Annotated in this window: 25 protein-coding genes and 1 pseudogene; 17 read left to right on the top strand and 9 right to left on the bottom strand. The window is 67.8% G+C overall.

All coding sequences use genetic code 11. The features are described from left to right. The first annotated feature begins 88 nt into the window (after positions 1 to 88). The 4 genes from H1R19_RS16515 to H1R19_RS16500 all read left to right on the top strand — a co-directional run bounded on the left by H1R19_RS16515 (position 89) and on the right by H1R19_RS16500 (position 3,485). The gene (locus tag H1R19_RS16515) at positions 89 to 1,087 is read left to right on the top strand and encodes an N-acetylmuramoyl-L-alanine amidase (RefSeq protein WP_372631368.1); all 999 of its coding nucleotides are present in this window, start codon (positions 89 to 91) and stop codon (positions 1,085 to 1,087) included. A 61-nt stretch (positions 1,088 to 1,148) separates the two neighbouring features. Beyond that, positions 1,149 to 2,072 (top strand): SDR family oxidoreductase, encoded by a 924-nt coding sequence (locus H1R19_RS16510; RefSeq protein ID WP_188327447.1) that lies wholly within the window; start codon positions 1,149 to 1,151, stop codon positions 2,070 to 2,072. Beyond that, positions 2,069 to 2,866 carry a fructosamine kinase family protein gene (locus H1R19_RS16505; protein ID WP_219849591.1) on the top strand — a complete coding sequence of 266 codons (798 nt, stop codon included), beginning with the start codon at positions 2,069 to 2,071 and terminating at the stop codon, positions 2,864 to 2,866. The genes H1R19_RS16510 and H1R19_RS16505 overlap by 4 nt, the downstream gene beginning before the upstream one ends. A 19-nt stretch (positions 2,867 to 2,885) precedes the next feature. Continuing rightward, positions 2,886 to 3,485 (top strand): nucleosidase, encoded by a 600-nt coding sequence (locus H1R19_RS16500; protein ID WP_188327449.1) that lies wholly within the window; start codon positions 2,886 to 2,888, stop codon positions 3,483 to 3,485. 13 nt (positions 3,486 to 3,498) lie between these two features. On the opposite strand, the gene H1R19_RS16495 is transcribed toward H1R19_RS16500, so the two are convergent. The 4 genes from H1R19_RS16495 to H1R19_RS16480 all read right to left on the bottom strand — a co-directional run bounded on the left by H1R19_RS16495 (position 3,499) and on the right by H1R19_RS16480 (position 7,837). Further along, positions 3,499 to 4,356, bottom strand: a complete 858-nt coding sequence (locus H1R19_RS16495; RefSeq protein WP_219849590.1) for a DUF6542 domain-containing protein — start codon at positions 4,354 to 4,356, stop codon at positions 3,499 to 3,501. Positions 4,357 to 4,360: 4 nt separating this feature from the next. Further along, a complete protein-coding gene (locus tag H1R19_RS16490; protein WP_188327451.1) occupies positions 4,361 to 5,647 on the bottom strand; it encodes a DNA recombination protein RmuC in 1,287 nt (428 codons plus the stop codon). Continuing rightward, positions 5,644 to 6,228 carry a methylated-DNA--[protein]-cysteine S-methyltransferase gene (locus H1R19_RS16485; RefSeq protein ID WP_188327452.1) on the bottom strand — a complete coding sequence of 195 codons (585 nt, stop codon included), beginning with the start codon at positions 6,226 to 6,228 and terminating at the stop codon, positions 5,644 to 5,646. The genes H1R19_RS16490 and H1R19_RS16485 overlap by 4 nt, the downstream gene beginning before the upstream one ends. 88 nt (positions 6,229 to 6,316) lie before the next feature. Next, the gene (locus H1R19_RS16480; protein ID WP_188327453.1) at positions 6,317 to 7,837 is read right to left on the bottom strand and encodes a DNA-3-methyladenine glycosylase 2 family protein; all 1,521 of its coding nucleotides are present in this window, start codon (positions 7,835 to 7,837) and stop codon (positions 6,317 to 6,319) included. Positions 7,838 to 7,954: 117 nt separating this feature from the next. Between H1R19_RS16480 and H1R19_RS16475 the strand changes: the two genes are divergently transcribed. From H1R19_RS16475 to H1R19_RS23270, 5 genes and pseudogenes are all read left to right on the top strand, one after another. Next, positions 7,955 to 8,224 carry a hypothetical protein gene (locus tag H1R19_RS16475; protein ID WP_244970732.1) on the top strand — a complete coding sequence of 90 codons (270 nt, stop codon included), beginning with the start codon at positions 7,955 to 7,957 and terminating at the stop codon, positions 8,222 to 8,224. Positions 8,225 to 8,340: 116 nt separating this feature from the next. Beyond that, entirely contained in the window at positions 8,341 to 9,573 is a 1,233-nt protein-coding gene (locus tag H1R19_RS16470; RefSeq protein WP_372631525.1) for an AI-2E family transporter, read from the top strand. Positions 9,574 to 9,630: 57 nt separating this feature from the next. Further along, positions 9,631 to 10,710 (top strand): redox-regulated ATPase YchF, encoded by a 1,080-nt coding sequence (gene ychF, locus H1R19_RS16465; RefSeq protein WP_188327455.1) that lies wholly within the window; start codon positions 9,631 to 9,633, stop codon positions 10,708 to 10,710. 232 nt (positions 10,711 to 10,942) lie between these two features. Next, positions 10,943 to 11,296 (top strand): DUF1801 domain-containing protein, encoded by a 354-nt coding sequence (locus H1R19_RS16460; protein WP_188327456.1) that lies wholly within the window; start codon positions 10,943 to 10,945, stop codon positions 11,294 to 11,296. A gap of 322 nt (positions 11,297 to 11,618) precedes the next feature. Continuing rightward, positions 11,619 to 11,765 (top strand): annotated as a pseudogene (locus tag H1R19_RS23270) (VOC family protein); the annotation flags it as partial. Between the two features lie 21 nt (positions 11,766 to 11,786). On the opposite strand, the gene H1R19_RS16455 reads toward H1R19_RS23270, so the two are convergent. Continuing rightward, positions 11,787 to 13,142: a S1C family serine protease gene (locus tag H1R19_RS16455; RefSeq protein ID WP_244970731.1), complete on the bottom strand. Its 1,356-nt coding sequence runs from the start codon at positions 13,140 to 13,142 to the stop codon at positions 11,787 to 11,789. Positions 13,143 to 13,330: 188 nt separating this feature from the next. Between H1R19_RS16455 and H1R19_RS16450 the strand changes: the two genes are divergently transcribed. Both H1R19_RS16450 and H1R19_RS16445 read left to right on the top strand, forming a co-directional pair. After that, on the top strand, positions 13,331 to 14,062 hold the full coding sequence (locus tag H1R19_RS16450) for a DUF2306 domain-containing protein (protein WP_219849588.1): 732 nt from the start codon (positions 13,331 to 13,333) through the stop codon (positions 14,060 to 14,062). 41 nt (positions 14,063 to 14,103) lie between these two features. Beyond that, positions 14,104 to 15,030, top strand: a complete 927-nt coding sequence (locus H1R19_RS16445) for a glycoside hydrolase family protein (protein WP_372631527.1) — start codon at positions 14,104 to 14,106, stop codon at positions 15,028 to 15,030. A gap of 187 nt (positions 15,031 to 15,217) precedes the next feature. Here H1R19_RS16445 and H1R19_RS16440 read toward each other — a convergent pair whose 3' ends face one another. After that, entirely contained in the window at positions 15,218 to 15,859 is a 642-nt protein-coding gene (locus H1R19_RS16440) for a fumarylacetoacetate hydrolase family protein (RefSeq protein WP_219849587.1), read from the bottom strand. Between the two features lie 132 nt (positions 15,860 to 15,991). On the opposite strand from H1R19_RS16440, the gene H1R19_RS16435 reads away from it, so the two are divergent. The 4 genes from H1R19_RS16435 to H1R19_RS16420 are packed head-to-tail and all read left to right on the top strand — an operon-like array spanning position 15,992 to position 20,100. Next, the gene (locus H1R19_RS16435; RefSeq protein ID WP_188327459.1) at positions 15,992 to 17,296 is read left to right on the top strand and encodes an MFS transporter; all 1,305 of its coding nucleotides are present in this window, start codon (positions 15,992 to 15,994) and stop codon (positions 17,294 to 17,296) included. Next, positions 17,293 to 18,444, top strand: coding sequence for an aspartate racemase/maleate isomerase family protein (locus tag H1R19_RS16430; RefSeq protein WP_188327460.1), 1,152 nt, complete (start codon positions 17,293 to 17,295; stop codon positions 18,442 to 18,444). The genes H1R19_RS16435 and H1R19_RS16430 overlap by 4 nt, the downstream gene beginning before the upstream one ends. Before the next feature lie 13 nt (positions 18,445 to 18,457). Continuing rightward, positions 18,458 to 19,369: a polysaccharide deacetylase family protein gene (locus tag H1R19_RS16425; protein WP_188327461.1), complete on the top strand. Its 912-nt coding sequence runs from the start codon at positions 18,458 to 18,460 to the stop codon at positions 19,367 to 19,369. Positions 19,370 to 19,416: 47 nt separating this feature from the next. Then, positions 19,417 to 20,100, top strand: coding sequence for a GntR family transcriptional regulator (locus H1R19_RS16420; RefSeq protein ID WP_219849586.1), 684 nt, complete (start codon positions 19,417 to 19,419; stop codon positions 20,098 to 20,100). Between the two features lie 62 nt (positions 20,101 to 20,162). Here H1R19_RS16420 and cynS read toward each other — a convergent pair whose 3' ends face one another. Continuing rightward, complete coding sequence (gene cynS / locus H1R19_RS16415) at positions 20,163 to 20,615, bottom strand: cyanase (RefSeq protein ID WP_219849585.1); 453 nt, start codon at positions 20,613 to 20,615, stop codon at positions 20,163 to 20,165. Positions 20,616 to 20,924: 309 nt separating this feature from the next. Between cynS and H1R19_RS16410 the strand changes: the two genes are divergently transcribed. Beyond that, positions 20,925 to 21,797, top strand: coding sequence for a formate/nitrite transporter family protein (locus H1R19_RS16410; protein ID WP_188327464.1), 873 nt, complete (start codon positions 20,925 to 20,927; stop codon positions 21,795 to 21,797). On the opposite strand, the gene H1R19_RS16405 is transcribed toward H1R19_RS16410, so the two are convergent. After that, a complete protein-coding gene (locus tag H1R19_RS16405; RefSeq protein WP_219849584.1) occupies positions 21,784 to 23,814 on the bottom strand; it encodes a DUF2339 domain-containing protein in 2,031 nt (676 codons plus the stop codon). The genes H1R19_RS16410 and H1R19_RS16405 overlap by 14 nt on opposite strands. 145 nt (positions 23,815 to 23,959) lie before the next feature. Continuing rightward, positions 23,960 to 24,340: a GNAT family N-acetyltransferase gene (locus H1R19_RS16400; RefSeq protein ID WP_188327466.1), complete on the bottom strand. Its 381-nt coding sequence runs from the start codon at positions 24,338 to 24,340 to the stop codon at positions 23,960 to 23,962. Between the two features lie 92 nt (positions 24,341 to 24,432). On the opposite strand from H1R19_RS16400, the gene H1R19_RS16395 reads away from it, so the two are divergent. Then, the gene (locus H1R19_RS16395) at positions 24,433 to 24,936 is read left to right on the top strand and encodes a carboxymuconolactone decarboxylase family protein (protein ID WP_219849583.1); all 504 of its coding nucleotides are present in this window, start codon (positions 24,433 to 24,435) and stop codon (positions 24,934 to 24,936) included. Positions 24,937 to 24,938: the final 2 nt, after the last annotated feature.

Raw genomic sequence — 24,938 nt, 5'->3', positions numbered from 1 at the left:
ACGGGAGGGAGTGAGGCGAGTGACGAGTACTCCGGTGCGGAAGCGTCGCCTCGATACGCCGATGTTTCAAAACGGAATGAGAAAGCGGATGACGGCGATCGCCGTCGCCGTCGTGGCCGCGGCGTCGACGGTGGTCGCGTCGAACCTGGTGGTGGCGCCCGCCTCGGCGGAACCCGCACGCGGAACCGCGCTGGCCGGGAAGACGATCTTCCTCGACCCCGGTCATCAGGCGAGCGCGGCCGGTCACAACCTGCGAGCGCAGGTCCCCGACGGCCGCGGCGGCAAGAAGGACTGCCAGACCAGTGGTGCGACCGGCGTCAACGGCGCCAAGGAGCACACCGTCAACTGGCAGATCACCGAGCTGGTGAAGGCCGGGCTGGAGAGCCAGGGTGCGCGCGTGGTCCTCAGCCGCCCCGACGACACCGGCTGGGGCGGTTGCGTCGACGAACGCGCCGCGGCGGCCGGCCGCTCGGGGGCCGCGGTGGCGGTCAGCCTGCACGCCGACTCGACGTCCACCGGTACGGACGGGTCCAAGAAGGGCTTCCACATGATCGTGCCGTCGCTGCCGATCCCGGACCCCACGGTCAACCGGGTGCAGTCGGGGGAGGGTCGCAAGGCGTCGACGGCGATGCGCGACGCCTTCCTCAAGGCGGGATTTCCCTCGGCCAACTACGCCGGGGTCCAGAACGGCATCCAGACCCGCTCCGACATCGCCGCGGTGAACCTCACCAAGGTGCCGGCGGTGTTCATCGAGATGGGCAACCTGTCGAATCCGGCCGAGGCCAAGGCGCTGGCCGGGCGCGACGGTCAGGTCAAGTACGCGATGGCCATCACCGACGGCATCCTGCGTTACGTCAACGGCAACTCCGCAGCCGGCGTCGCCCCGGCACCGACGACGCCGCAGGCGGACGACGCCAGCGGACTGTCGGCGGTCATCCCGTTCATCGAACAGCTCGCCGCCACCGAGGATCCGGAGGCCATCGTCGCGCTGTTGATGACCCAGGGCCAGGACGTGTCGGCGCAGGTTCTCAAGGCGATGCTGACGATCGTGTACGGGCTGTTCGACGGGAAGCTGCCGGTCGGCTGACCTGACCTGCCGATCCGTCGATCGGCGCAGGCGGACCGCGCGAGACGGCTAACCTCGCGTCATGGGCGTGAAAGAGCTGTTGTACATGGACACCCCGGTACCGTCGCTGCGGGGCCGCAAGGTGTTGATCACCGGAGCCGCGAGCGGGATCGGCAGGGCCACGGCGCAGGCCGCGGCCGCGCAGGGCGCCGAGCTCGTGCTCACCGACCTGCATGCCGACCAGCTCGACGAGGTCGTCGCCGCGATCACCCGCGCCGACGGGGCGGTGCTGTACCACGTTGCCGGCGACGTCTCCGACTACGACTGGGTCGCCGGCTTCGCACGTCAGGTGGACGCCGAGGTGGGTGTGATGGACGTGGTCATGAACATCGCGGGCATCTCGGCATGGGGAACCGTGGAGAACCTCGAGCACCGGCACTGGCGCAAGCTCGTCGACGTCAACCTGATGGGCCCGATTCACATCATCGAATCCTTTGTCCCGCAGATGATTCGACGTGGATCGGGAGGTCACCTCGTCAATGTGTCATCGGCTGCGGGGTTGCTGGCGATGCCGTGGCACGCCGCCTACAGTGCCAGCAAGTTCGGCATCCGCGGCGTCTCCGAGGTGCTCCGTTTCGACCTGCGCCGCCACGGGATAGGCGTGTCTCTGGTGTGTCCGGGCGGGGTGGACACCCCGCTGGTGGACTCGGTGGAAATCGTCGGGATCGACCGCGACAATCCGCGGGTCAAGGCTGCCATCAACGGATTTCACAAAGTGGCGGTGTCGCCGGAGACCGCGGCGGCGGCAATACTCAAAGGAATTCGCAAGAACCGTTTCATGGTGTACACCTCGTTCGACATCCGCTTCGGATACTGGTGGGCCCGCAAGTTCGCGCTGCCCTACGAGATCGTCATGCGTGTGGCCAACGACCGATTCGACAAGCTCGCACGGATCAGCGCGAAGAGCCTCGAGGCGCGGGCGGCCGACGAACACTCCACCCGGTGACACCCGTTTTCCGGAAGACCCTGCGCGGCAGCGGACCCGCCGGCGGACATCCGGATTTCTTCGCGGCCGAAGCAGCCGGACTACGGTGGCTCGCCGACGCCGGTGCGCCCGTGGTCAGGGTGATCTCGGTCGGCGAGGAGGCCATCGAACTCGAACAACTCGACTCCGCACGCCCGACCCGCGAGGCGGCACGCACATTCGGCGTCGCCCTGGCGCGCATGCACGACGCCGCCGTGCCCCACTTCGGTTCTCCGCCGTACGATTCCGATGGCCGACCGTTTGCTGGGCAGTTGTTCATCGGGCGCCGGGAACTCAGCTCCGTCGAATACGACTCATGGGGCCGGTTCTACGCACGCGAACGCGTCGAACCCTACCTGCGGCCCGCGCGCGACGCGGGAAACCTCACCGCGGCGGACGAGGACGCGGTACGCGAGGCCTGTGAGCTGATCGCCGACGGCGTCTTCGACGACGGCGAACCCCCGTCACGCATTCACGGGGACCTGTGGAACGGCAACGTGATGTGGACCTCGCGCGGGGTCGTGATGATCGACCCCGCCGCGCACGGCGGGCACCGCGAAACAGATCTCGCCATGCTCGCGCTGTTCGGTTGCCCACTGCTCGACGAGATCCTCGGCGCATACGCCGACGAGCATCCGCTGGTGGCCGGATGGCAGGACAGGGTCGCCGTGCACCAGCTGCACCCGCTCGCCGTACACGCCGCGGGGCACGGCCCCGGCTACGGCGCCTCGCTGGGTCGCGCTGCACGGGAGTCCTCGGCGCTCGCCCGCGGGTGACGCGGGCGATAATCGACCGGTGTCTCGCAACGGTGTACCCCAGGACAGTGTGCTGATCGTCTCGGCGACGCGGGCCGAGGCCCGCCATGTGCCGTCAGGTTCCCGCCTGCTGGTCACCGGCATCGGCAAGGTGCGCGCCACGATGGCGCTGAGCCGCGAACTCGCCTCGGGCGCGCCGGTGCGTCAGGTCATCAACATCGGCACCGCCGGCGCACTGCGCGACGGCGTCACGAGCAACGACGCCCTCGGTGTGTTCCTGCCGTCGGCCGTCCTGGAACACGACATCAGCAGCGCCGAACTGCGTGCCATGGGCTACGAGATGACCGACCGCTGGGAATTGCCCGACGGCGACGGCACCGTACTGGCTTCAGGCGACACATTCGTCGCCGACCCGGTACGACGCGAGGAGCTCGCCCGGCACGCCGACCTCGTCGACATGGAGGGCTGCGCAGTGGCACATGTCAGTGCCCAGTTCGACGTTCCGTGCCGATTGGTCAAGGCCGTCACCGACAACGCCGACGAAGGCGCGATGGATTGGCCCGACCTCGTCGACGCCGCCGCTCGCCGGCTGGGTCGCTGGCTGGAACTCGAATTCGCCGGCGTGAACCGGTCCATCTGACGGCCGGAACGCCTCAGGAGCGAGAATCTGCGGTGCCGGCCGACGGGGTGTCGTTCGCGGACTCGTAGGCCGGGAAATCAGTCGGCCCGAGATCGGCGGGGGACAGGTCGGACGGTGTGAGATCCGGCGCGCCCAGGTCGGCCACGGGCCGACGTTGTCCGGTGGGTACGCGGTGCCCGGCCGAGGGCTGTGCGGGCGCAGGCGGCCGCTCGGCGGTGCTGGTCGTGCTGGTCGTGCGCGGCTTCGGCGAGCGGGGTGTGGCGGCCGGCGGCTTCGGGGTGGCCGATCGGGCTCGGTCGGTGGCGGCCTCACCGGCCTTGGCGGACCGGGTGTCGGCGGTCCTGCTCTTCGGGGTGCCGCGCTTGGGGGTGCTGCTCTCGGGGTCGGGGGTCCTGCTCTTGGCGGCACCGGCCTTGGCGGGGCCGCTGCCAGAGGTGTCGCGGGTCAGGAACCACCGCGCGACCACCAGTGCCAGCGTCACGACGAAGGTCGTGGCCATCCAGGGGAAGTCCGCGGCCACCGGCAGCAAGACGCTGAAGATCAGGCTCTTCAATCCCGTCGACGCCTGCTCGGAGTTGAGGCCGTACAGGGTGACGATGCTGACGAAGAAGGCGATGAGCGGCGGCTGCGCGGCGGCGGTGAACAGCGCACGTCGGCGGACGGCCAACGCGGCGATCACACAGCCGACGAGGTAGCAGAACTTGTAGATCGAGCCGAGTGAGTCGTTGCTGCCGGCGTCGATCGCCGCGCCGAGGGCCGTGATCCCGGTTGCCAGGAGAACGGCACCCCACCACGGCACACCGCGGACCGCGGGCAACACGGACTGCTGGTCCGGTGGTACCGCGGTCTGTAGACGTTGCGGGGAAGGCACATGGTCACGGTACCGGTTCATCGACGGAAATCGTTCCACCGGCGGGCCGTGGCGCGGGTTCCGGCGCGGTCGTCGCCGCAGGTGCGGCGAACGTTCCCGCGGATCGGCAGGTGTCGTGGATCACCGGCGGTTCCGGGGGGTCGGCCACGTCTCCCAGGGCGTCGAGCTCGGCCAGACGCCGCGCGGTGACACCCAGGCGACTTTCCACCGACCCGATCGTCGAGTTGTAGGCGTCCACCGTGCGCTGCAACGACGTGCCGAGCGTCCCGAGGTGGCCGAGGACACCGGCGAGTCGCTGGTGGAGCTGAAGTCCGAGGTCGTGGATGACAGCGGCGTCGCGGGCCATCGCGTCGTGGCGCCACCCGAGTGCGACCGTTCGCAGCAGGGCGATGAGCGTCGTCGGGGTTGCGATGACGACGTTGCGGGCGAACCCGTATTCCAGCAGGTCGGGGTCGGTACGGGCGGCGGCTTCGAGGACGACGTCACCGGGCAGGAACAGCACCACCATCTCCGGGGTGTTGTCGAACGCCGTCCAGTACGCCTTGGCCGACAGTCGAGCGATGTGGCTCCGGAGCGCACGTGCGTGCTCGCCGATGAGCCGGTCCCGGGTCGCGGGGTCCGTCGCCTCGGCGGCCCGGAGATAGGCGTCGAGGGGGACCTTGGCGTCGACGACGATGTCCCGCCCGCCCGCGAGGTGCACGACCAGGTCGGGGCGGAGCGTCGAGGTGCCGGACCCGTTGAGACCGCCCGACCCGCCGGAGCCTGATCCGTTGTGGCCCGATCCGTTGGGGCCGCGGTCCTTGACCGACACCTGCGTGCTGAAGTCGCAGTGCTTGGTCATCCCGGCGAGCTCGACGACCCGCTCCAGCTGCACCTCACCCCACCGGCCGCGGACATGCGAACTGTGCAGGGCGTTGGCCAGCTGTCGGGTCTGGTCGTTGAGCGCGAGCGACGCCGCCTGGATTCCGCGGACCTGCTCCGACAGGCCCGCGTAGGCGCCGATCCGGTTGGACTCGACCCGCCGGAGCTCCTCGGCGAGCTGCGCCAGATTCGCTCGCAACGGTTCGACGATGTGCTGGACCTGACTGCCGATCGCCGTCGACTGCCTGCGGGCCGCGTCCTCGGTGGCCCAGGACAGCGACGACGCGACGTCTTCGCGGCTCCCGCGCAGCATCTCCACCTCGGCGCGGGCGCCGGCCACGACCGCCGCGCTGCGTGCGGCGTGAGCCCACCAGCCCAGTGCGATACCGAGGGCGACGCCGAACACGAGGGAGAGGGCAGCTGCGATCATCCCCCGATGGTGTCGGACACCCCTGACAAAACCGGTTCGGGCGCCTCGAAGTCGAGCAACCACTGCTTGGTCGACAGCCCGTACCGGAATCCGCCGAGGGTGCCGTCGCTGCGCTTCACGCGGTGGCACGGCACGAAGAGCGCCGCCGCGTTGCGCGCACACGCAGTGGCGGCGGCGCGGACTGCGGCCGGCTCACCGGCGAGCTCGGCGAAACGCGTGTAGGTGACCGGGTACCCGGCCTCGACCTTCCGCAGTGCATCCCACGCCTTCTCCAGGAACTCCCCGCCCGAGCGTTGCACGACCGGAATCGCCGACGGGGCGGCGTGGTCGCCCGAGTAGTACGCCGACACCGCGTCGGTGATGGAGCCGAGCGATTCCGAGCGGAGCGTCGACGTCGGGCGCAGCGCCCGATGGATGAGCGCCGACAGATAGTCGGGGTCGTCGGTCCATCCGGAGGCCAGAACACGATGATCGGTGTCGGCGATGACCGTGAACGGGCCGTTGGGGGTCTCGACGGTGCTGAATCCGCCGGTGGCGGCGGGCTCGGTGGTCGCCGCGGCGGTGGTGGTGGGTGCGGACATGTCACTCTCCTGAGGTGTCGGAGTCGAGAGTCGGAGTCGAGTTGGCGGGGGTGGTGCGGGACGGGTCCGGTCGTCAGGTGTCATGTCGTCACACGGCGTGGCCCGCGGCGTCGAGTCGATATCGCCACAGGTGCATCGTCGCGTACGAACGCCAAGGGGCCCAGTGATGTGCGTCGTGCAGGTCGAGTCGGAGGTCGGCGGCGGCCCGGGCGACGACGAGATCGCCGGCGAGCAGGACGTCGGGATCGCCGGTCACGCGCATGGTGACGATGTCGGCGGTCCAGGGACCGATACCGGGCAACTCGAGAAGTTGCGCACGTAGGTCTGACGCATCGACCCCCGCATGTGGTTCCACCCGGCCGTCGGCAAGTCCCTCGGCGACGCCGATGACGGCGTCGATCCGGCGTCGCGGACCGCGCAGCACCTCCCGTCCCCGCTCGGCGACGGCCGTGGCGGTCGGGAACGCCTTCGGCGCCGGCTGTCCCGATTCGGCCGCGGCCTCCAGCGGTTCACCGAGGGCGTCGACGAGCAGGTCGACCTGCCGGCGTGCGGCGGCGAGGCTGACCTGCTGGCCGAGCATCGTGCGCATGATCGTCTCGCCGGCGTCGAGGCTGCCCGGCACCCGTAGGCCGGGGGCGTCGTCGATGAGGGGGCGGAGCGTCGGATCTGCGGCGAGTGCGTCCTGGGCGGCGGTGATGTCGGCGTCGAGGTCCAGCAGACGCCGGAGACGATTCACCGCGGCCCCCAGATCCCGCATGTCGAGGTGTGACAGTGCGACCGCGGCGTGGTCCTCGTGCGGCTCGACCTCGGCGAGGGCCGGGCCGTGCGGTAGCGCGATCACCCGGCGGTATCGCCAGCCGAGGGGCGCGGCGGGGTCGTCGACCACTGTCTCGACACCCGCGGCGGCGTGCGCGGACAGAAACCATCGCATCCACGGCCACCGGTAGGGCGTACGGAAGGGGAGTCGCAGCGTGACACTGCCCGGCGCCGAGTCCACGTGGCGGTCGCGGCGGGTGCGCAGTCGCCGAAGTTGCGTCGGGGTGAGACCGAAGACCGCCCGGATGGTGTCGTTGAACTGCCGCACACTGGCAAAACCTGCGGCGAAGGCCACGTCGGTCATCGGCATGGCCGTGCACTGGATGAGGACGCGCGCATTGGTCGCGCGGTGCGCCCGGGCCAACGCGAGCGGACCGGCCCCGAGGTGGTCGGTCAGGACGCGGTTGAGGTGTCGCGGCGAATACCGCAGGCGCGCCGCCAGGCCGTCGACGCCCTCACGTTCGACGACGCCGTCGGCGATGAGCCGCATCGCACGAGCCGACAGGTCGGCGTTGACGTTCCACATCGGCGACCCCGGCACGGCATCGGGAGCGCATCGTCGGCATGCGCGGAAACCCTGCTGCTGGGCGGCCGCCGCGGTGAGCACGAAGGCGACGTTCTGCGGCCGGGGCGTCTGCGCGGGACACGACGGACGACAGTAGATCCCGGTGGTGCGGACGGTGACGAAGAACTGTCCGTCGAAGCGGGGGTCCCGTGCCTGCAACGCGCGGTAGCACCGATCGAAGTCCGGGGCGGCCCCGGTGACGCTCGATGTGGCGGATGCTGTGGTCACCACACCACTGTCTCATCAGGGCTGCCGCGGAGCTGGCGGGAATCGGACATGGCAACGGGCTCCCGGCGAGTGGGCAAAGATGTGATCTGGGTTACACGCTTATGGCACGATGACGCCATGACCACACGGTTCGACGGCCACCGCGGAAGCCGGCACGACGACCTGCCACTGTCGGCTCTCCCCGCGTGGGGCCTGGAGATGATGATGGGCCTCTACGGGCCGGAGACGATCCGGCGCGCGTGCGCCGAGGAGGCCGACCTCGGCGTCACCGCCACCGGAGACGAACTCGCCGACGACATCGTGCCGGGCTTCAATCAAGTCGACGTCGAGCTCGAGGCGATCAACTCGCTCATCCGGTTCCTCGGACGGAAGCTGCGTCGCCGCTGAGCGGTGGTCGATGTCGCATTGTCGCCACGGTATGTGAGGATCCACCGGTGACCGACAGCCCGGAGAACTCGCGCGACGATAACGGCTCGAACGACGCCACGTCGGATGCGGGTCATATGAGTGCCGATGCCGTGCTCGGCGGCGACGCCGTTCTCGGCGGTGGCGAGAAGACCACCTACCCGACCCGTGCCCAGGTGATGATGTCCGGTCTCCAGGCCTGCGCCATGTTCGGACTGCAGATCGTGCTGGTCGCGGCCGCGTTGTGGGTGATCACCTGGCTGCTCGGCAAGTTCTGGGTGATTCTACTGCCGGTCCTGTTCGCGATCATCGTGTGCACCATCCTCTGGCCGCCTGTGCGGTGGATGCGCAACCACGGCGTTCCCGCGGCAGCGGCGTCGTTGGTGATGATGCTGGTCGGGTTGGGCGTCCTCGGCGGCGTGATCGGCCTGATCGTGCCGTCGATCGTCGACCAGGCACCCGAGCTCGCGCATCGTGCCACCGACGGCGTCCGGAAACTCCAGGACTGGATACAGGGTCCGCCGCTCAACATCAAAGACGAGCAGCTGGACAACATCGTGAACACCATCACCGACAGGCTCCAGTCGAGCGCGTCGGCCATCGCCGCCGGGGTGTTCAGCGGAGTCGGCACCGCGACGTCGGTGCTCATCACGCTGTTCACGAGCATCGTGCTGGTCTTCTTCTTCCTCAAGGACGGACCGAAGTTCGTGCCGTGGCTGGACCGCTCGGTCGGCAAGCCGTCGGGAACCCACGTCGGCGAGGTGCTCACCCGGATGTGGAACAGCCTCGGCGGGTTCATCCGCACGCAGGCGGTCGTCAGCTTCGTCGACGCCGCACTGATCGGCGCGGGCCTGTTCATCCTGAACGTGCCGCTCGCCGGGGTGCTCGTGGTGATCACGTTCCTCGGCGGCTTCATCCCGATCATCGGAGCGTTCGTCGCCGGTGCCCTCGCGGTGTTGATCGCGCTCGTCTCCAACGGTCTGACGACGGCGCTCATCGTGCTCGGCATCATCCTGGCCGTGCAGCAGCTCGAGGGCAATGTGCTCCAGCCGTGGCTGCAGGCAAAGTCGATGGACCTGCACGCGGTGATCGTGCTGCTGTCGGTGACGCTGGGCGGCACGCTGTTCGGTATCACCGGGGCCTTCCTCGCCGTACCCGCAGCGTCGTCGATCGCGGTGGTGCTGCGCTACCTGAACGAACGGATAGCCGAACGGGCCGGCGAGACCCTGCCACCGCAGGGGGCGCCGGTGACAACCCAGATCGGCGTTCCCGACGAGGAGCCGCCGGGGGAGAAACCGAACCCGGTCAAGGGGTTGCTCGACCGGGACTGACCCTCACGGCCGACGCACCTCGGGGTGCGCGAGCCGCTGCCGATAGACTCGGCCCCCGTGAGTCTCACCCTGGGAATTGTCGGTCTGCCCAACGTCGGTAAGTCGACCCTGTTCAATGCCCTGACCCGTAACGACGTGCTTGCGGCGAACTATCCGTTCGCCACGATCGAGCCCAATGTCGGCGTGGTCGAACTGCCCGACAAGCGACTCGAGCGTCTCGCCGAGATCTTCGGCAGCGAGCGCATCCTGCCGGCCACGGTGTCGTTCGTCGACATCGCCGGCATCGTCAAGGGCGCCTCCGAGGGTGAGGGCATGGGCAACCAGTTCCTCGCCAACATCCGCGAGGCCGACGCGATCTGCCAGGTGGTGCGCGTCTTCGCCGACGACGACGTCGTCCACGTCGACGGTCGCGTCGACCCGTTCGCCGACATCGAGGTCATCGAGACCGAGCTGATCCTGGCCGACATGCAGACCCTCGAGAAGGCGATCCCTCGCCTCGAGAAGGAAGCGCGCAAGAACAAGGATCTCGCCGAGACCCTCGCCGCGGCCAAGCAGGCACAGGAACTCCTCGACAGCGGCAAAACGCTGTTCTCGCAGAAGGATTCGTTCGACCTGTCGTCGGTGCGCGAGTTGCACCTGATGACGGCCAAGCCGTTCCTCTACGTCTTCAACGCCGACGAGGGCGTCCTCACCGACGAGGCGCGCAAGGCCGAACTCCGCGCCGCCGTCGCACCCGCCGACGCCGTGTTCCTCGATGCGAAGGTCGAGAGCGAACTCCTCGAACTCGACGCCGAGGACGCCCAGGAGCTGCTCGACTCGATCGGGCAGTCGGAGCCGGGCCTGACGTCGTTGGCGCGCGCCGGTTTTCACACCCTCGGCCTGCAGACCTACCTCACCGCGGGCCCGAAGGAATCGCGCGCGTGGACGATCCACCAGGGCGACACCGCACCCAAAGCCGCCGGGGTCATCCACACCGACTTCGAGAAGGGCTTCATCAAGGCCGAGATCGTCTCCTTCGACGACCTCGACGCCGCCGGCTCGATGGCCGCGGCGAAGGCTGCGGGCAAGGTGCGCATGGAGGGCAAGGACTACGTCATGAAGGACGGCGACGTGGTGGAGTTCCGCTTCAACGTGTGATCGAATCGCCGAGAAGAGTCCTGACCTGCTCTGTTTCGGCCTGCGCCGTTGCAAGAGCGTGCGTTATCCTCAGTGTGGCAGCGGATGCTGCCGACTGCACTTCCAGGCGCGGGTGGCCTGAAACATTGCGGAGAGGCCCGACTCGCGCGGGACATGTCCGGATGAGGTGCGGCGCGTGATTGCGCCGACTTCAACTGCCGATGCGAGGCATTGGCTGACGAGAGGACATGACATGGCATCGAAGGACGAGAAGAACCTTGCCCAGGTGGTCGACAAGATCGCGAAGATGGACGAACCGCGGCGGTCACTCATGCAGCGAGTGCATGAGGTCATCGTGGCTGCCGCGCCCACGCTGAAGCCGCGGATCTGGTACGGCATGCCGGCCTATGCGCTCTCCGCGAGCACGCCTGCACTGGTGACGTTGCGTAACGACGAACGCGTCAACCTTGCTCTCACCGAGAAGGTCGCGCTCGTCCCCGCAGGCGCTTCCGACGGAACACTGATGCCCGCAGCATGGTACTTCGAGACCCTCGACGAGCCCACGGAGAAGCGCATCGCCGAGATCGTCCAATCGGTGGTTCCCTGAGCGGGGTGAACTGGCGCGCTTGGGCCCGGCTCTGACCGCTCGACACGGCGTCGTTCGGGCTGGGCCCAGTCGCGTACTCCGTTCATCGGCTCCACGGCGAGTTAAACCGCGTCGTGGACGCGGAGGTGTCGGCTGCACAGGTTGTTCTGTGACGGAACGTGGTGGAGTTCCGCTTCAACGTCTGAGGCGACCGGTGCCACTCGTCGAGTCGGGCGGCCCTATCGTCGAGGGGTGGATGTCGAGCGCGAGACCGAAGAGCTCGCATCGCCGTCGAGGTGTTGCCGCTGGTCAACTATGTGCGACGCCGAGATCGCGTGGCGGCATCGACGCGGCTCTCGAGATCGCCGCGCGGCACGGCTGTCATCCGCTACGCGGTGTTGCGACGTACGAGAACGTCTACAAGCTGACGTATGTTCGCGGTCCTAGCGACATTCTCGTGATGCTCGCGCAAAATCTGACGAAGCGCTGAATTCACCGCGTCGTCGGATCATCACGGGATCCGACCGAAGGGGTTGCCGCCGAAGGGGAGTCGGGAATCTCCACCGGAATCGCCGCCGGACTCGGGGACAGTCGTCTGCTCTTTGTCGACGGTGCTGCCCAGCTTCACCTGGACGGTGCGGGCACCCGATCCCGAACCGATGGTCACCGGCACCGTCTCACCCGGTGCATGTGTGAGCACCTGGGCCATCAGATCGGCGTAGTCGGCGACGGGGGTGTCACCGATCTTCGTGATCACGTCGCCCTGTGAGATGCCGGCCTTGTCGGCGGGCCCACCGTCCTGGACCGTCGACACCGTCGCACCCTCCTCGGCGCTGGTGGTCGACAGCGAACCCGACACGCCCAGTACGGGTTTGGTGGCCTCGCCGTCCTGCAGGAGCTGGTTCGCGATGCGCTGGGCGGTGTTGATCGGGATGGCGAAGCCGAGACCGAAGGTCTGAAGTCCGCCGCTGGCGGCCTGACCGGTGTCCACGGCCGAGTTCACCGCGATCACCTGACCCTGCAGGTTCACCAGCGGCCCACCCGAATTGCCGGGGTTGATGGGGGTGTCGGTCTGCAGGCCGTTGTACACGGTGACCGCAGAACCGCTCTCGTCGCCGGCGGTGACCGTGCGCGACAGCGCGCTGATGATGCCGGAGGTCACCGTGTTCGACAGGCTGTCCGGGCTGCCGACCGCCACCACCTGCTCGCCGACCTGCAGGTCGTCGGAGTCGCCGAGAGTCGCCGGGGTAAGCCCCGACGCGCCGTCGAGCTTGATGACCGCCAGGTCGTAGGAGGGGGAGGTGCCGGTGATCGTGGCGGAGTGCTGTGTGCCGTCGCCGGTGGTGACCACGATCTTGCTGCCGGAACCGGCCCCGGCGACCACATGATGGTTGGTCAGCACGTATCCGTCGGGCGAGAGCACGATCCCGCTGCCCACCGCGGTGCCGTTCGATGTCTGGATCTTGATGTCGGCAGTGGACTTCGACGCCACCTTCGCGGCGTAGGTCACCGAGCCGGGCTCGACGTCGGCGGCGGTAACGGTGTCGGCGGGCTGTGAGCTCAGCGTCGGCACGGCGGCGCTGCTGCTGGGTTGATCGAGCAGCGCGCTGCCGCCGACGCCGATGACGCCGCCCAGCAGACCCGCGAGGAGCGCAGTGACGACGATCGGCTTCGACACCCCGGCACGCAGGGTCGAGGATGCCGGCGGGCTCGGTGCGGGCGGCGGGGCGATCGGGTCGTTCTGCCATCCGGGGTCGCGCGGCCAGCTGCCGTGGGGCGGCGGGGTCGGATGTGGGTGGGTCGGATGTGGATGGGACGTGTTCTCGGGGGCCGGCGTGTGGTCACCGGGGGGCTGAAATGCGTTCACGCCACCACGGTGCCCGGGTTGGCTGTGAGTAGGTCACCAAGAAGCTGCAAGTTTCCTGTCAACCACAGGGGGCGGATCTCAGGTGTTGGTCCCTCACCCTGCGGTGTGTCTGTCTGGTCCGCTCGGGTGAGTCGGATTCCCTCTCGAGAGCGATGCGCCACGAGATCCTGGCGAGGACGGTGATGCGCATGAAGAAACGAGTCGTGCTCGCATGGATGGTGTTCGCGGTCGTTGTCGCAATGTTCGTCGTCTTCGCGGTGTATCCGTATGTGACCCTGAGTCCCGAACGTTCGCGGTTGCCGGTGTCGGGACAGCCGGGGTGGTATTACCCGCTGGTGGTCGTGCATGTCGCGGCGGCGGCGGTCGCCATGGTCTGTGCGGCCGGCCAGTTGTGGACGGCTCGACGCGGACGACATCGCCTGTGGCACAGGATCGAGGGCCGAACCTATGTCGGCGCCGTCGCGGTTGCGGGACCGAGCGCGTTCGCGATCGGACTCGCGAGTCCCTTCGGCCCGTCGGCGCGGGTCTCGAACGTGGTGCTGGCGGTGTTGTGGGTGACGTTCACGGTCGCCGGTCTCCGGGCGATCCGCGGCGGCGACGTCGCCGGACACCGCCGCTGGATGACGCGGAGCGCGTGTCTCGCGTTCTCGATCGTGCTGAACCGTGTCTTCGCGATCGTGTTCTCCACCGTGCTGGCCGGCTGGCTCGAGAACGGCTCGACCGGCGTCGACGACCCGCTGGCGACCTGGGTACCGACGATCTCGACCTGGCTGGGGCTGGTGTCCGGTCTGATGGTCGGACAATTCGTCAGCGACCGCGCCGAGGACCGCCGTCGACGCCGGGCGGTCGGTAACGATTGGGGTGTCCCTGTTACCAACGGGGCGCACGCACCGGCGACGTCGTCGATACTGCTCCGGTGAAGCCTTCCAGACGATTCGCCCTCGCCGCCGTGGTTGTGGCGATGTTGACCATCGCGGGACTGGTGGTCCCGGCACCACCGCACAGCGCCGCCGCCGGCTGGCGGTACACGATGGTGGCGTTCAGCAACGGCAGTGCCCGGGACATGGACGTGTACGAGTCCGCGGACGGCAACGAATTCCGCATGCTGCGGAAGTCGGCCTACCGGCCACCGACGGGCTACGTCCGCGACGCGAGCATCTTCCGCCACACCGATGGCTGGTACTACGTCACATACACGACCGCCGACGGTGCGAACATCGGATTCGCGCGCAGTCGCGATCGGGTCAACTGGAACTTCCTGTACAACTGGCCGGTCCCGCTCTGCTGCGCCTTCTTGCCGGGTACGGGCGACGGCAAGGGGCTCGGGTCGTCGAGCGGGCCGGGTTCCTCCGGCTCGGCCGGGTCCAGTGACGGTCCGTCGCTGTCACCGTTCACCACCAAGGCCTGGGCGCCCGAATGGTTCGTCGAAGGCGGCCGGGTCAACGTGATCCTGTCGATGTCGACCGGCGGCGGCTTCGTGCCCTACGTGATGACCGCACTCGATCCGGGGCTGCGGGTCTGGGGTCCGCCGGTCCCGCTCCTCAGCATCGGCGCCGACCACATCGACACCACGGTCATCAAGGTCGGTCCCACCTATCACGCGTTCACCAAGAACGAGACGAAGAAGTTCATCCAGCATGCGGTGTCGGGATCGCTGTTCGGGCCCTACCGGTTCGTGAGGCCGGGGAACTGGGGGTCATTCGTCGAGGGACCCGCCGTCATCCAGCTGCCGAATGGCGCCTGGCGGATGTATCTCGACGCCTACCGGAACAACAGGTACCTGTACTCCGACAGCCGGGACGGGATGCGGACCTGGTCGCCGGTGAAACAGATCCCCGGCATCTCCGGGACGGTGCGGCACGTCGGGGTGATGCGCGAACCGGCCTGACGCCGGACCGATATGCCGCCGGCGGCGAATTTTCGTCGGAGCGTCGAGGGTCTTTCTGCTGCAACATGTTCCGCGTCGGACTGACGACGCGTCTGCACTGGCCGGCAGCTGCTCGCCGACGACGCGGCGGCCGTGTGACTGCGCACGTCGATCTGCGACGAACTGCTGTCCCTCATCACACGACAGATCACACGACAGGCGTCGTGATCGTCCCGATGCCCTCGATTCTGATCTGCACGGTGTTGCCCGGGCGGAGCACGGCAGCGTCCTCGCGATGGGGAAGCAGATAATCGGGTGTGCCCACAAGGAAGACGTCTCCCGGATGAAGGGTGAAATGCGCTGATGCCCACATGATGAGGGCTTCCGGTCCGACATACGCTTTCGCGACCGGGGTTTCCTGGACGAGGCGTCCGTCGATCGTGGTCCGGATGACGGCATCGCGCCAGGCCGGCGCATTCCGTGGCGTGATCAGGTCGGCGCCGAGTGGGCAGAAGCCGTCGAGACCCTTGGCGCGCGCCCAGTGGCCGTCGACGGCTTGGAGGTCGCGGGCCGTGACGTCGTTGGCGACGGTGTATCCCGCGATGGCCTCCCGGGCCTCGTCCAACGATGCCAACCGTCGGCACTCGCGTCCGATGACGACGGCCAGCTCGCCTTCGCAGACCACTCGGCGGGCCGTGGAACCGGACAGGCGGAGGGGCTCTCCGTCGCCGATCACCGAGTTGCTGTTCTTGATGAACAGTTGTGGCCGCGGCGGCGCCGAGGACTGCTCGGGCGTCGGATAGTTTCCGGCGGTGCCCCACACCGTGCGTGGGTTGAGTGGGTGATCCATTGTCCTGCCTGTGAAGTCGGAGAGTTTACCCAGTGGTTACCGCAAGCGCTTGAGGATCGCCGTCGTCACGCTTACGTTCTTGGCATACCAATTTGGTATACCAACTACCAACTATTCGAAGGATACATCGGGATGTCCAACACGCGTTGGCGTATGTTCGCCCTGCTGCTCCTCTTGGTCACCGTCAACTATGTCGACCGGGGGTCGCTCTCCGTGGCGCTGCCGTTGATCAAAGAGGAATTCCACATCAGTGCCGAGGTCACCGGCCTGCTGCTGTCCGCATTCTTCTGGGCCTATGCCGCGATGCAGATCCCGGCCGGATGGCTGATCGACAAGTTCGGTCCTCGCAAGCTCATCACCGGTGCGTGCGTCGGCTGGGGTGGGGCCACCGCACTCTCCGGTCTGGCCCCGAACATCGGCACGATGGCGGTCGCGCGGGGACTGATCGGTGTCACCGAGGCGCCCATCATGCCCGCTGGCGGAAAGCTCAACGCCGCGTTCCTCACCGAGAAAGAACGCGGCCGTGGCGCCACCATCCTCGACGCCGGCGCCCCGCTGGGCTCGGCGGTCGGCGGCATCGCGATCGCTGGTCTCATCGCTTTCACGGGAAGCTGGCGATGGGCATTCATCGTCGCCGGCGCGGTGACGATGCTGCTCGGTTTCTGGGCGTGGCGGGCCATCCGCGACACCCCGGCCGAGCACCCCACCATGGACAAGGCCGAACTCGACTACCTGACGACCGCACACGCCGAAGAGGCCGCTCATCACCGTTCGACCGGACGCCGGGCGGGTCTGCTCCACTACGTCAAGTACCGCAGCTTCTGGGCGATGTGCCTGGGCTGGCTGGGTTTCAACGGAGTCTTCTACGGGCTGCTCACCTGGGGGCCGCTGTTCCTTTCGGAGAGCAAGGGTTTCAATCTCAACGAGATCGGCTGGTCCACGTTCATGATCTTCGGTTCCGGCTTCGTCGGTGAGATCATCGGCGGCCAGCTCGCCGACCGACTGAAGGAGCGGGGCCACAACACCAACCTGGTGATGCGATCGCTGCTGGGATTCGCTGGTGTCTGCGTGGTCCTGGGACTGATCGGCGTGGTCCTGATGCCCGGCCCGGTGGCCGCCATCCTGCTGCTGTCGGTGGTGTTGTTCTTCCTGCGCTGGGTCGGCCTGTTCTGGTCGGTGCCGGCGATCCTGGGCGGCCGTGAGGACGCCGGTGTCCTGGGCGGTGCGATGAACCTCGCGGGTAACGTGTCGGGGTTCGTGACGCCGATGGCCGTCGGCTTCATCGTCGGCGCCACGGGCGGCTACACCTGGGCGCTGCTGTACTTCGTGGGCGCCGGCGTGATCATGACCGTCTCGGTCCTCGTGCTCGACTACTCGACCAGGCTCGCCCCCAAGCTGCAGGAATCCACCACCGCCATGACAGGAGCCACTTCGTGATCCGTATCGGAATGATCGTTCCCTCGTCGAACACGACCCTGGAAGGGACCACCACCCGACTCCTCGCCGGCCGCGATGACGTGACATTCGTGTCCACGCGGATCCCGGTGCAGGCGATCACCGCAGATGGCAGCGGCGCCCGCTTCGACGCCGATGTCATGGTCGCGGCCGCCGGCCTGCTCGCCGACGCCAAGGTCGACGTGATCGTGTGGAACGGGACCGCGGGCTCGTGGCTGGGAGTGGACCATGATCGGGCCGTCTGCGACGCCATCACCAGTCAGACGGGGCTTCCCGCGACGACGTCGACGCTGGCGATCTTGCAGGCCTGCAACGACTTCGGAGTCACTCGGCTCGCGATCGCCACGCCGTACACCGCCGATGTGGTCGAGCGGATCATCGCTGAGTACGAGCGCCACGGCATCACGACCACCGCACACGCCGACTGGGGGCTCACCGAGAACTACCGTTTCGCGGCGCGTCCACGCGAGGACGTCGAGGCTCTGCTCCTCGAGGCATGTGCGTCCGGTGACCCGCACGCCGTCGCACTCATCTGCACCAATGTCGACGGGGCCGTCGTCAGTGAGGCGGTTGAGGCGAAGATCGGCATTCCGGTGATCGACAGCATCGCGGCCACGCTGTGGTGGGCGATGGAGGTCGCCGGAGCGCCCGACGCTTCCATCCAGGGGTGGGGTGCATTCCTCGCGCAGGCCTCGTTCCGGCACCGTGCCCGTGCGGTCGTCACCGAACTGCGGAACAGTACCGGATGCGACCGGACGACCCTGCGTGTCGACGACGACCGGCTCGGCCTGCACGTCGACCTGTGCGCCGCCGAGTCCTGTGCCGAGGGTGTGCGGTCGATCCAGCACGATCCGACGCTCGATCAGCGCGCGTTGGAGACCGTGCGGTGGATCGACGAGACGCGACGGGTGCTGGTTCAGCCCGCGTTCACCGAGCATCCCTTCCCGCCGCAGGCATTGCGAGACGTCTACGGGGTGAAAGCTCAGGTCCTGGGGCCCGTCGAGCGCGACGGTGCCGTCACCGCGTGGCTCTCCGCCCACAGCCTTGACGAGAGGCCGTGGAGCCCCCAGGATCTGGCCGCCATGGACACCGCCCGCGCCGCCGTCGGTGAACTCCTCGAATATCGTTAGGATTCCGAAAACCGTGAAAGACAAGAAGATCCAGGTGTCGGTCGGCGTCGATGTCGACTCGTGTGCCGGCTGGCTGGGCTCCTACGGGGGCGAGGATTCACCGAATGACATGCAACGTGGCGTGTTCGCCGGTGAGGTGGGCGTGCCGCGGATGCTTCGGCTGCTCGAACGACGCGGCATCCGAGGCACGTGGTTCTGGCCCGGGCACTCGATCGAGACCTTTCCTGAGCAGGCACGTATGTGCGTCGAGGCCGGGCATGAGATCGGTGCGCACGGCTACAGTCACGAGAATCCGCGCTCCCTGACGCCGGAACAGGAACGCGACGTCATGGCGAAGAGTGTGACGCTCATCGAGGACCTGTGTGGGGAGCGCCCGAAAGGCTATGTGGCGCCCTGGTGGGAGATGAGTGAGCACACCGCGTCGATCCTGGCCGAATACGGGTTCGCCTACGACCACTCCCAGAACTACAACGACTTCGTGCCTTTCTACGCCCGGGTGGGTGACGAGTGGACGCCGATCGACACGACCAAGCCGGCGGCGCACTGGATGACCCCGCTCAAGCACGGCCACGAGATCGATCTCGTCGAGTTCTGCGGCAACTGGTACGTCGACGACCTGCCCCCGATGATGTTCATCAAGGGTCATGCCAATTCGCACGGCTTCGTCAACCCCCGTGACATCGAGCAGATGTGGAACGACCAGTTCGACTGGGTCTACCGCGAACTCGACTACGCGGTCATTCCGATGACGCTGCACCCGGATGTCTCGGGTCGGCCGCAGGTTCTCCTCATGCTGGAGCGCCTGCTCGACCGGTGGGGCTCGTTCGAGGGAGTGGAGTTCGTGACGATGGCCGACGCGGCCGCCGAATTCCGTGCGCTCTACCCGTTTCACGAGGAGGGACGACCGGAGTTCGTAGGGCGCTGAGCAGTACGTGACGAGGCTCTCTGGGTGGCCGATAAGCTGAGGGAATCATGCTTTCGAGACCATCAGAGGCCGCGTCGATCAGCGCCGCGGGAGGTTCACTGGCCGGGCAGCTCCTCGATGCCCTGCGGTCGGACGTGATCACCGGCCGGTATCCGCCCGGATACCGGCTGGTGGAGCGCGACGTCGCCGACACCTACGGAGTGTCCCGGCTGCCCGCACGTGAGGCCCTGCAGGCTCTGCGCGCCGAGGGTTTCCTGGAGGTGAAGAAGACCCGCGGGCTGGTGGTGCGATCGTGGTCCGAACGAGACGTCACCGAGCTCTTCGACATCCGGCAGGCCCTCGAGGCAGTGGCCTGCCGGCAGGCGGCCGCGAATCGCACCGACGCTGATGTGCGGGCTCTGCGTCAGGCGGTGACGGCTGCCGACGACGCGGTGGCCGCCGACAACGCCCCCGCGGCACACAACGCCAACGCGCTCTTCCACCAGTTGCTCGTCACCGCCTCACACAACGTGACGCTCGGGGAGATCATGGCGCCCGTGCTGTTTCGTGTCCAATGGCTCGTTCGTCAGATCCCTGATCCCCATGCGGTGTCCCACGACCATCATGAGATCGCCGACGCCATTGCGGGTCGCGACGGGCCGCTGGCCGAGAGGCTCGCCATCGAGCACGCCGAGCACAACCGCACGACCACACTGGTCGCCATGTTCGGGTCGGGCGGTCACGGAGACTGATCCGCCCGTCGCGGACGGCCCCCGATCCCTCCGCCGAGGAGCGCGAGCGGGGAGTGACGAACTCACCAGTTGTAGTCGAGGAACTTGCCGTCGAAGGTCACCACGACGCGGTCGCCGCCCGGATCGGCGCGGCGCTTGATGTCGATGTTGAAGTTGATCGCACTCATGATGCCGTCGCCGAACTCCTCGTGGATCAGCTCTTTGAGTGCGGGGCCATAGACATCCAGTGCCTCGTAGAACCGGTAGATCGTGGGGTCACTGGTCGCCGCTTCATCGGGTGTACGGGTGGGCTGCTGACGCAGGCTCTCCGCGACGCCCTCGCCGAGACCGAGTAGCTCGACCACCGCGGTCGCCTTCTCCGCGGGGACCGGGTGTTTCCCGAGGAGTGCTGCGACCGTCCACACCAGTGGCGCCTCGATCTTCTCGGCGATCGTCGCCCAGCTGAGTCCCTGTCGGATCCGGGCCGCGACGATGAGATCGGCAGCATCGGACTTCGACATGATCGGGGTGGTCATCGTGTCTCCTCGTGCGTGTTTCGGGATCGTGGCCCCCGTGTATGGCCCGGTCGTGTCGGCACCGGGGGTGTCTTCACCCTGCCGATTTCGCGAACGATTTCCAAGGCGAGACGGCGGTTTTCGTCAGATTTCACACGAATGACATGAGCCTGCGTGCGAGTCCGTGACCAGGAGCCCAGATCACCTGTTCGATGTGCTGAAGAGAGGCTCATGTAACACGTCGACGCCCTGAGGACACGTGAACGACATCTGTTCTCGGTCTGATGGGAGTCAACAAGTCAGGCACCCAGAAGTTCGAGGAGAACCCTCTTGTCTTATGTGAATCCGTCGGAGTTCGCGGTGAAGATGGTCGACGCCGGTGAGGCGAAGGTCTTCCTGTCGACCCGCGACACCATCATCCGTGCCTACATGGCTGGTGCGATCCTGGCCCTCGCGGCCGCATTCGCCGTGACGATCACCGTCAAGACCGGGGAGCCGTTGCTCGGCGCGGTGTTGTTCCCGGTGGGCTTCTGCCTGCTGTATCTGATGGGATTCGACCTGCTCACCGGTGTGTTCACCCTGGTGCCACTCGCCTGGCTCGACAAACGCCGCGGGGTCACCTTCAGATCGATGCTCCGGAACTGGGGCTGGGTGTTCCTCGGGAACTTCCTCGGCGCCTTCACCGTGGCGGTGATCATGGCGGTGATCGTCACCTACGGTTTCAGCGTCGAACCCGATGCGGTCGGGCAGCAGCTCGGCGAGATCGGGCACAGCCGGACCGTGGGATACGCCGAGCACGGCGCCGCCGGAATGCTGACACTGTTCCTCCGCGGTGTGTTGTGCAACTGGATGGTGTCCACCGGCGTCGTCGGCGCGATGATGTCGACGTCGTTGCCCGGCAAGGTGATCGCGATGTGGATGCCGATCATGCTGTTCTTCTACATGGGTTTCGAGCACTCGATCGTCAACATGTTCCTGTTCCCGGTCGGCCTGCTGCTCGGCGGCGACTTCTCGATCGGTGACTATCTCATCTGGAACGAGATCCCCACGGTCGTCGGCAACCTCGTCGGCGGGCTGACCTTCGTCGGGCTGACGATCTACTTCACTCACGTGCGGACCGCCCCCGACCGTCGTCCCGTGGCGCATGACGAGACAACCGAGGTCGACGTGGCGGCGCCGGTCGAGACCGTCAAGACGGTCTGACCGGGGACTGCGGGCCCGTCGCCCCCGGTGGTGCCTTCGATGGCGCCACCGGGGTTGTGACGTCTTGGAGCGCCCGCGCGTACCAGGCGCCGAGGCCGAGGAGGATCAGGCCGGTCACGATGAACACGATCACGCGGAAGATCCCGTCGAGGGTCGCGAGATCGAAGAGGAACAGTTTGGCCATCGACGCCGCGATGAGGACAAGACCGCCGGTGACCGCAGCGGTGCGCGCGGCGCCGGTACGCCGCCGCGCGTAGGCAAGCGCGGCACCGCCCAGCACGAGCCAGCACGTGGTCGCGACGACGTGACCGGCCAGGAATCCGTCGGACCCGGCCGTCAGCACTCCGGCGGTGACGCTGATGGCGGTGACTGCGTAGACGACGACCAGTCCGGCCGCGGTGGCCGCGACCCGGGAGAGCTCGGCATCGGTGATGCGGGACCACCCGGCGGCGAGAACCACGGCTCCGGCCACGGCGAACACGCTCGCCACCAGGACCGACAGCGACGCGTTCCCGGCGATGAGGTCGGCGTCGGCGAGGACGAACGGCGCCACGGTGTCGAGGAGGTCGGCGAATCCGATGCCCCAGATGATGGTGCTCCCGGCCAGCAGCACGACCGAGGTGCTCGACCAGCTGCGCGCGACGAGCGCCCCGATGACGGCAAGACCCAACAGTGCCGAGGTGGCGATCGTGCCGTCGAATGTCTCGAGTACCGCGACGAACAGCAGGACGAGGGAGGTCGCGGTCCAGATCTGTGCGACGACGTCGGGCAACCACCGTCCGTCACGCACGGCCGTACCGACGGCCACGATGCCGATGACCGTGAGAGCAGCTCCGGCCTGCAGGGCGACGGCACCCGCGGTGGGGACCACGTTGCCGGCCAACAGGACCGGGATCGTCGTAGCGCTCGCCAGGCCCGCGATGACTTCCCGGAACCGGGTGGTGGGCATCGCGAGCAGCGCTCCACCGAATCCCAGGATCATCACCACCACGACGGCAGCGGTGAACGCGACGGCAGCGCCACCGATGGAGCCCCATCCCGCCAGCGCCAGAACGCCGACCAGCGTCAGCGGGACGACGGGCGCAGCCAGACGGACGGTGTGCAACCAGATCCAGTCGCGGCCGAGCTGGACCCACGACGACGCGGCGGCGAGCATCACCATGAACGCGATCAGCGTGATGTCCAGGCCGCCGGTCAGGACAGGGGCGAGCACGATCAGCGGCACCACCACCAGCAGCCCGAGATGCTCACTGCGCCAACGATGGGCGAGGACCAGACCGCCGGCGGCGACGGCGCCGGCCACCGTCAGGCCGGCGACGATGGGCAGCCACCCGTAGAGCTTGGTCGCCGCCAGTACGTCGAGATACCCGGCGGCGATTCCCGTGGCGGTCAGTGCGATCGCGCCGATCCGTCCGTCGTCTTTGCGTCGTAACCACATTCCGCCACCGACCAGGACGGCAGCCAGGACGGCGCCGCCGGCGACCCGGAATTCCGGGCGGAGAATGCCGGCCTGCGCGGCCAGCACGAGCAGCAGGGCGATGCCGACGAGGGTGACGCCGACGCCTGCGGTGGCGAGGATCTTGCCGATGAGACCACGTTCGGCGGCGGCACCGATGCGATCGGACATCGACGGGGTCGGTGGTCGGCGCGGCGCCACGAGCTGCGGGGGCGCCGGGGGTCGCGGGGGCGGCGGGGGAGTGGATTGGCCGTAGGGCGGCAGGTACATCGATGTCCCGGCGGGTGCCCACACGGGTCCGGGTGCACGCAGCGGTGGGGCGTACCGGACAGGAGGTGGTGGGGCCGGAGCGGTCGGGGGGACGAACCCGGAAGGAGTCGGTTGCGGTGGCCGCGAAGACGCCTCCGCCGCCTCGTCGGTGTTGCTGACGAGACGGCGGAGTTCGGCGAATTCAGCCGAGACAGTGGACATCTGGCGGGCGATGGCCTCGAACTCGGTGGAGATCCGGGCGAGCGTCGCGGCACCCGGACCGCCGGCGAAAGTGCTGCTGGGAGTGGTCATGTACCGACCTTGACGGCTCATCGGCCGTCAGGGATGAGTAGTGCTACTCACCTGCCGTGGGGAATTCGTGCGAGTGGGATTGATGCCCGGGGGATTGATGCCCGGGGGATTGATGCCCGGGGGATTGATGCGGGGACCGCGACCGTCAGCCGAGGAACTGGAGGACAGCCGGGGTCACCGGGTCGACGTTGTCGGCGACCTCGGGGTGTTTGGCCACGTAACGCGCGACCGCGGGGCACACGGCGACCACGCGTAACCCGTCGCGGCGGGTCGCCTCGAGTGCATCGCCGATCAGCCTGGTGGCGAGACCGCGGCCCGAGAACTTCTCGTCGACCTCGGTGTGCGGGAAGATGCGCTGGTTCTCCCGGTCCTTGAAGACGGTGAATCCGGCGACCTCGCCGTTCACCGTGACCTCGAAACGCCCGGCCTCGTCGTTGCGGGTGACGGCGACCGTGTCCTGGGTGCCGGGGCCTGGGGTGCCGGGGTCTGGGGTGCCGGTGTCGTGGGTACTGGTGTTGTCGGTCATGCGCTGCTCCTTTGTCGGTTCACCGGATACGAACGTCTCGGACCCGGATGTGATTCCGCGGCTGGGCGGGTCGGTACGGCTAACCTCGAGCCATGCCTGCTCAACGCGTGCGAATCGACAAGGTCTCGCCGCGGGTCTACCGGAAACTGGTCGCGGTGTCCGGCGAGGTGGCGGAGGCCGCCGAAGCGGCCGGACTGAGCCGCAAGGTGATCGAACTGGTGAACCTGCGATGTTCGCAGATCAACGGCTGCGCCTATTGCATGAGTCTGCACGCCCAGCTCGGCCGCGCCGCCGGACTCACGACGCAGCAGACCGATGTCATCGGCGGGTGGCGCGATGCACCAGCCGTTTTCGACGACGTCGAGCGCGCTGCGCTGGAGATCGCCGAACTGGTCACCATCCTGCCCCCGGAGGACGCGGCCGATCTCGCATACGACCGGGCAACCGACATCCTCGACACCGACCAGACCTCCGTCGTGATCTGGGCGGCCGTGACCATCAACGCGTTCAACAGGATGTCGGTCGTCAGCGGCTACCATGCCCGACCGAAAGGCAATCCGGCGCAGCCCAGCCGATCGCAGGACGCGACCGACTGACG

Origin of the sequence: Gordonia jinghuaiqii (genome assembly GCF_014041935.1) — a bacterium.
Taxonomy (GTDB): Bacteria; Actinomycetota; Actinomycetes; order Mycobacteriales; family Mycobacteriaceae; genus Gordonia; species Gordonia jinghuaiqii.
Note: the sequence above shows the minus strand (reverse complement) of the source record. Positions and strands in the feature narration are given on the sequence as shown.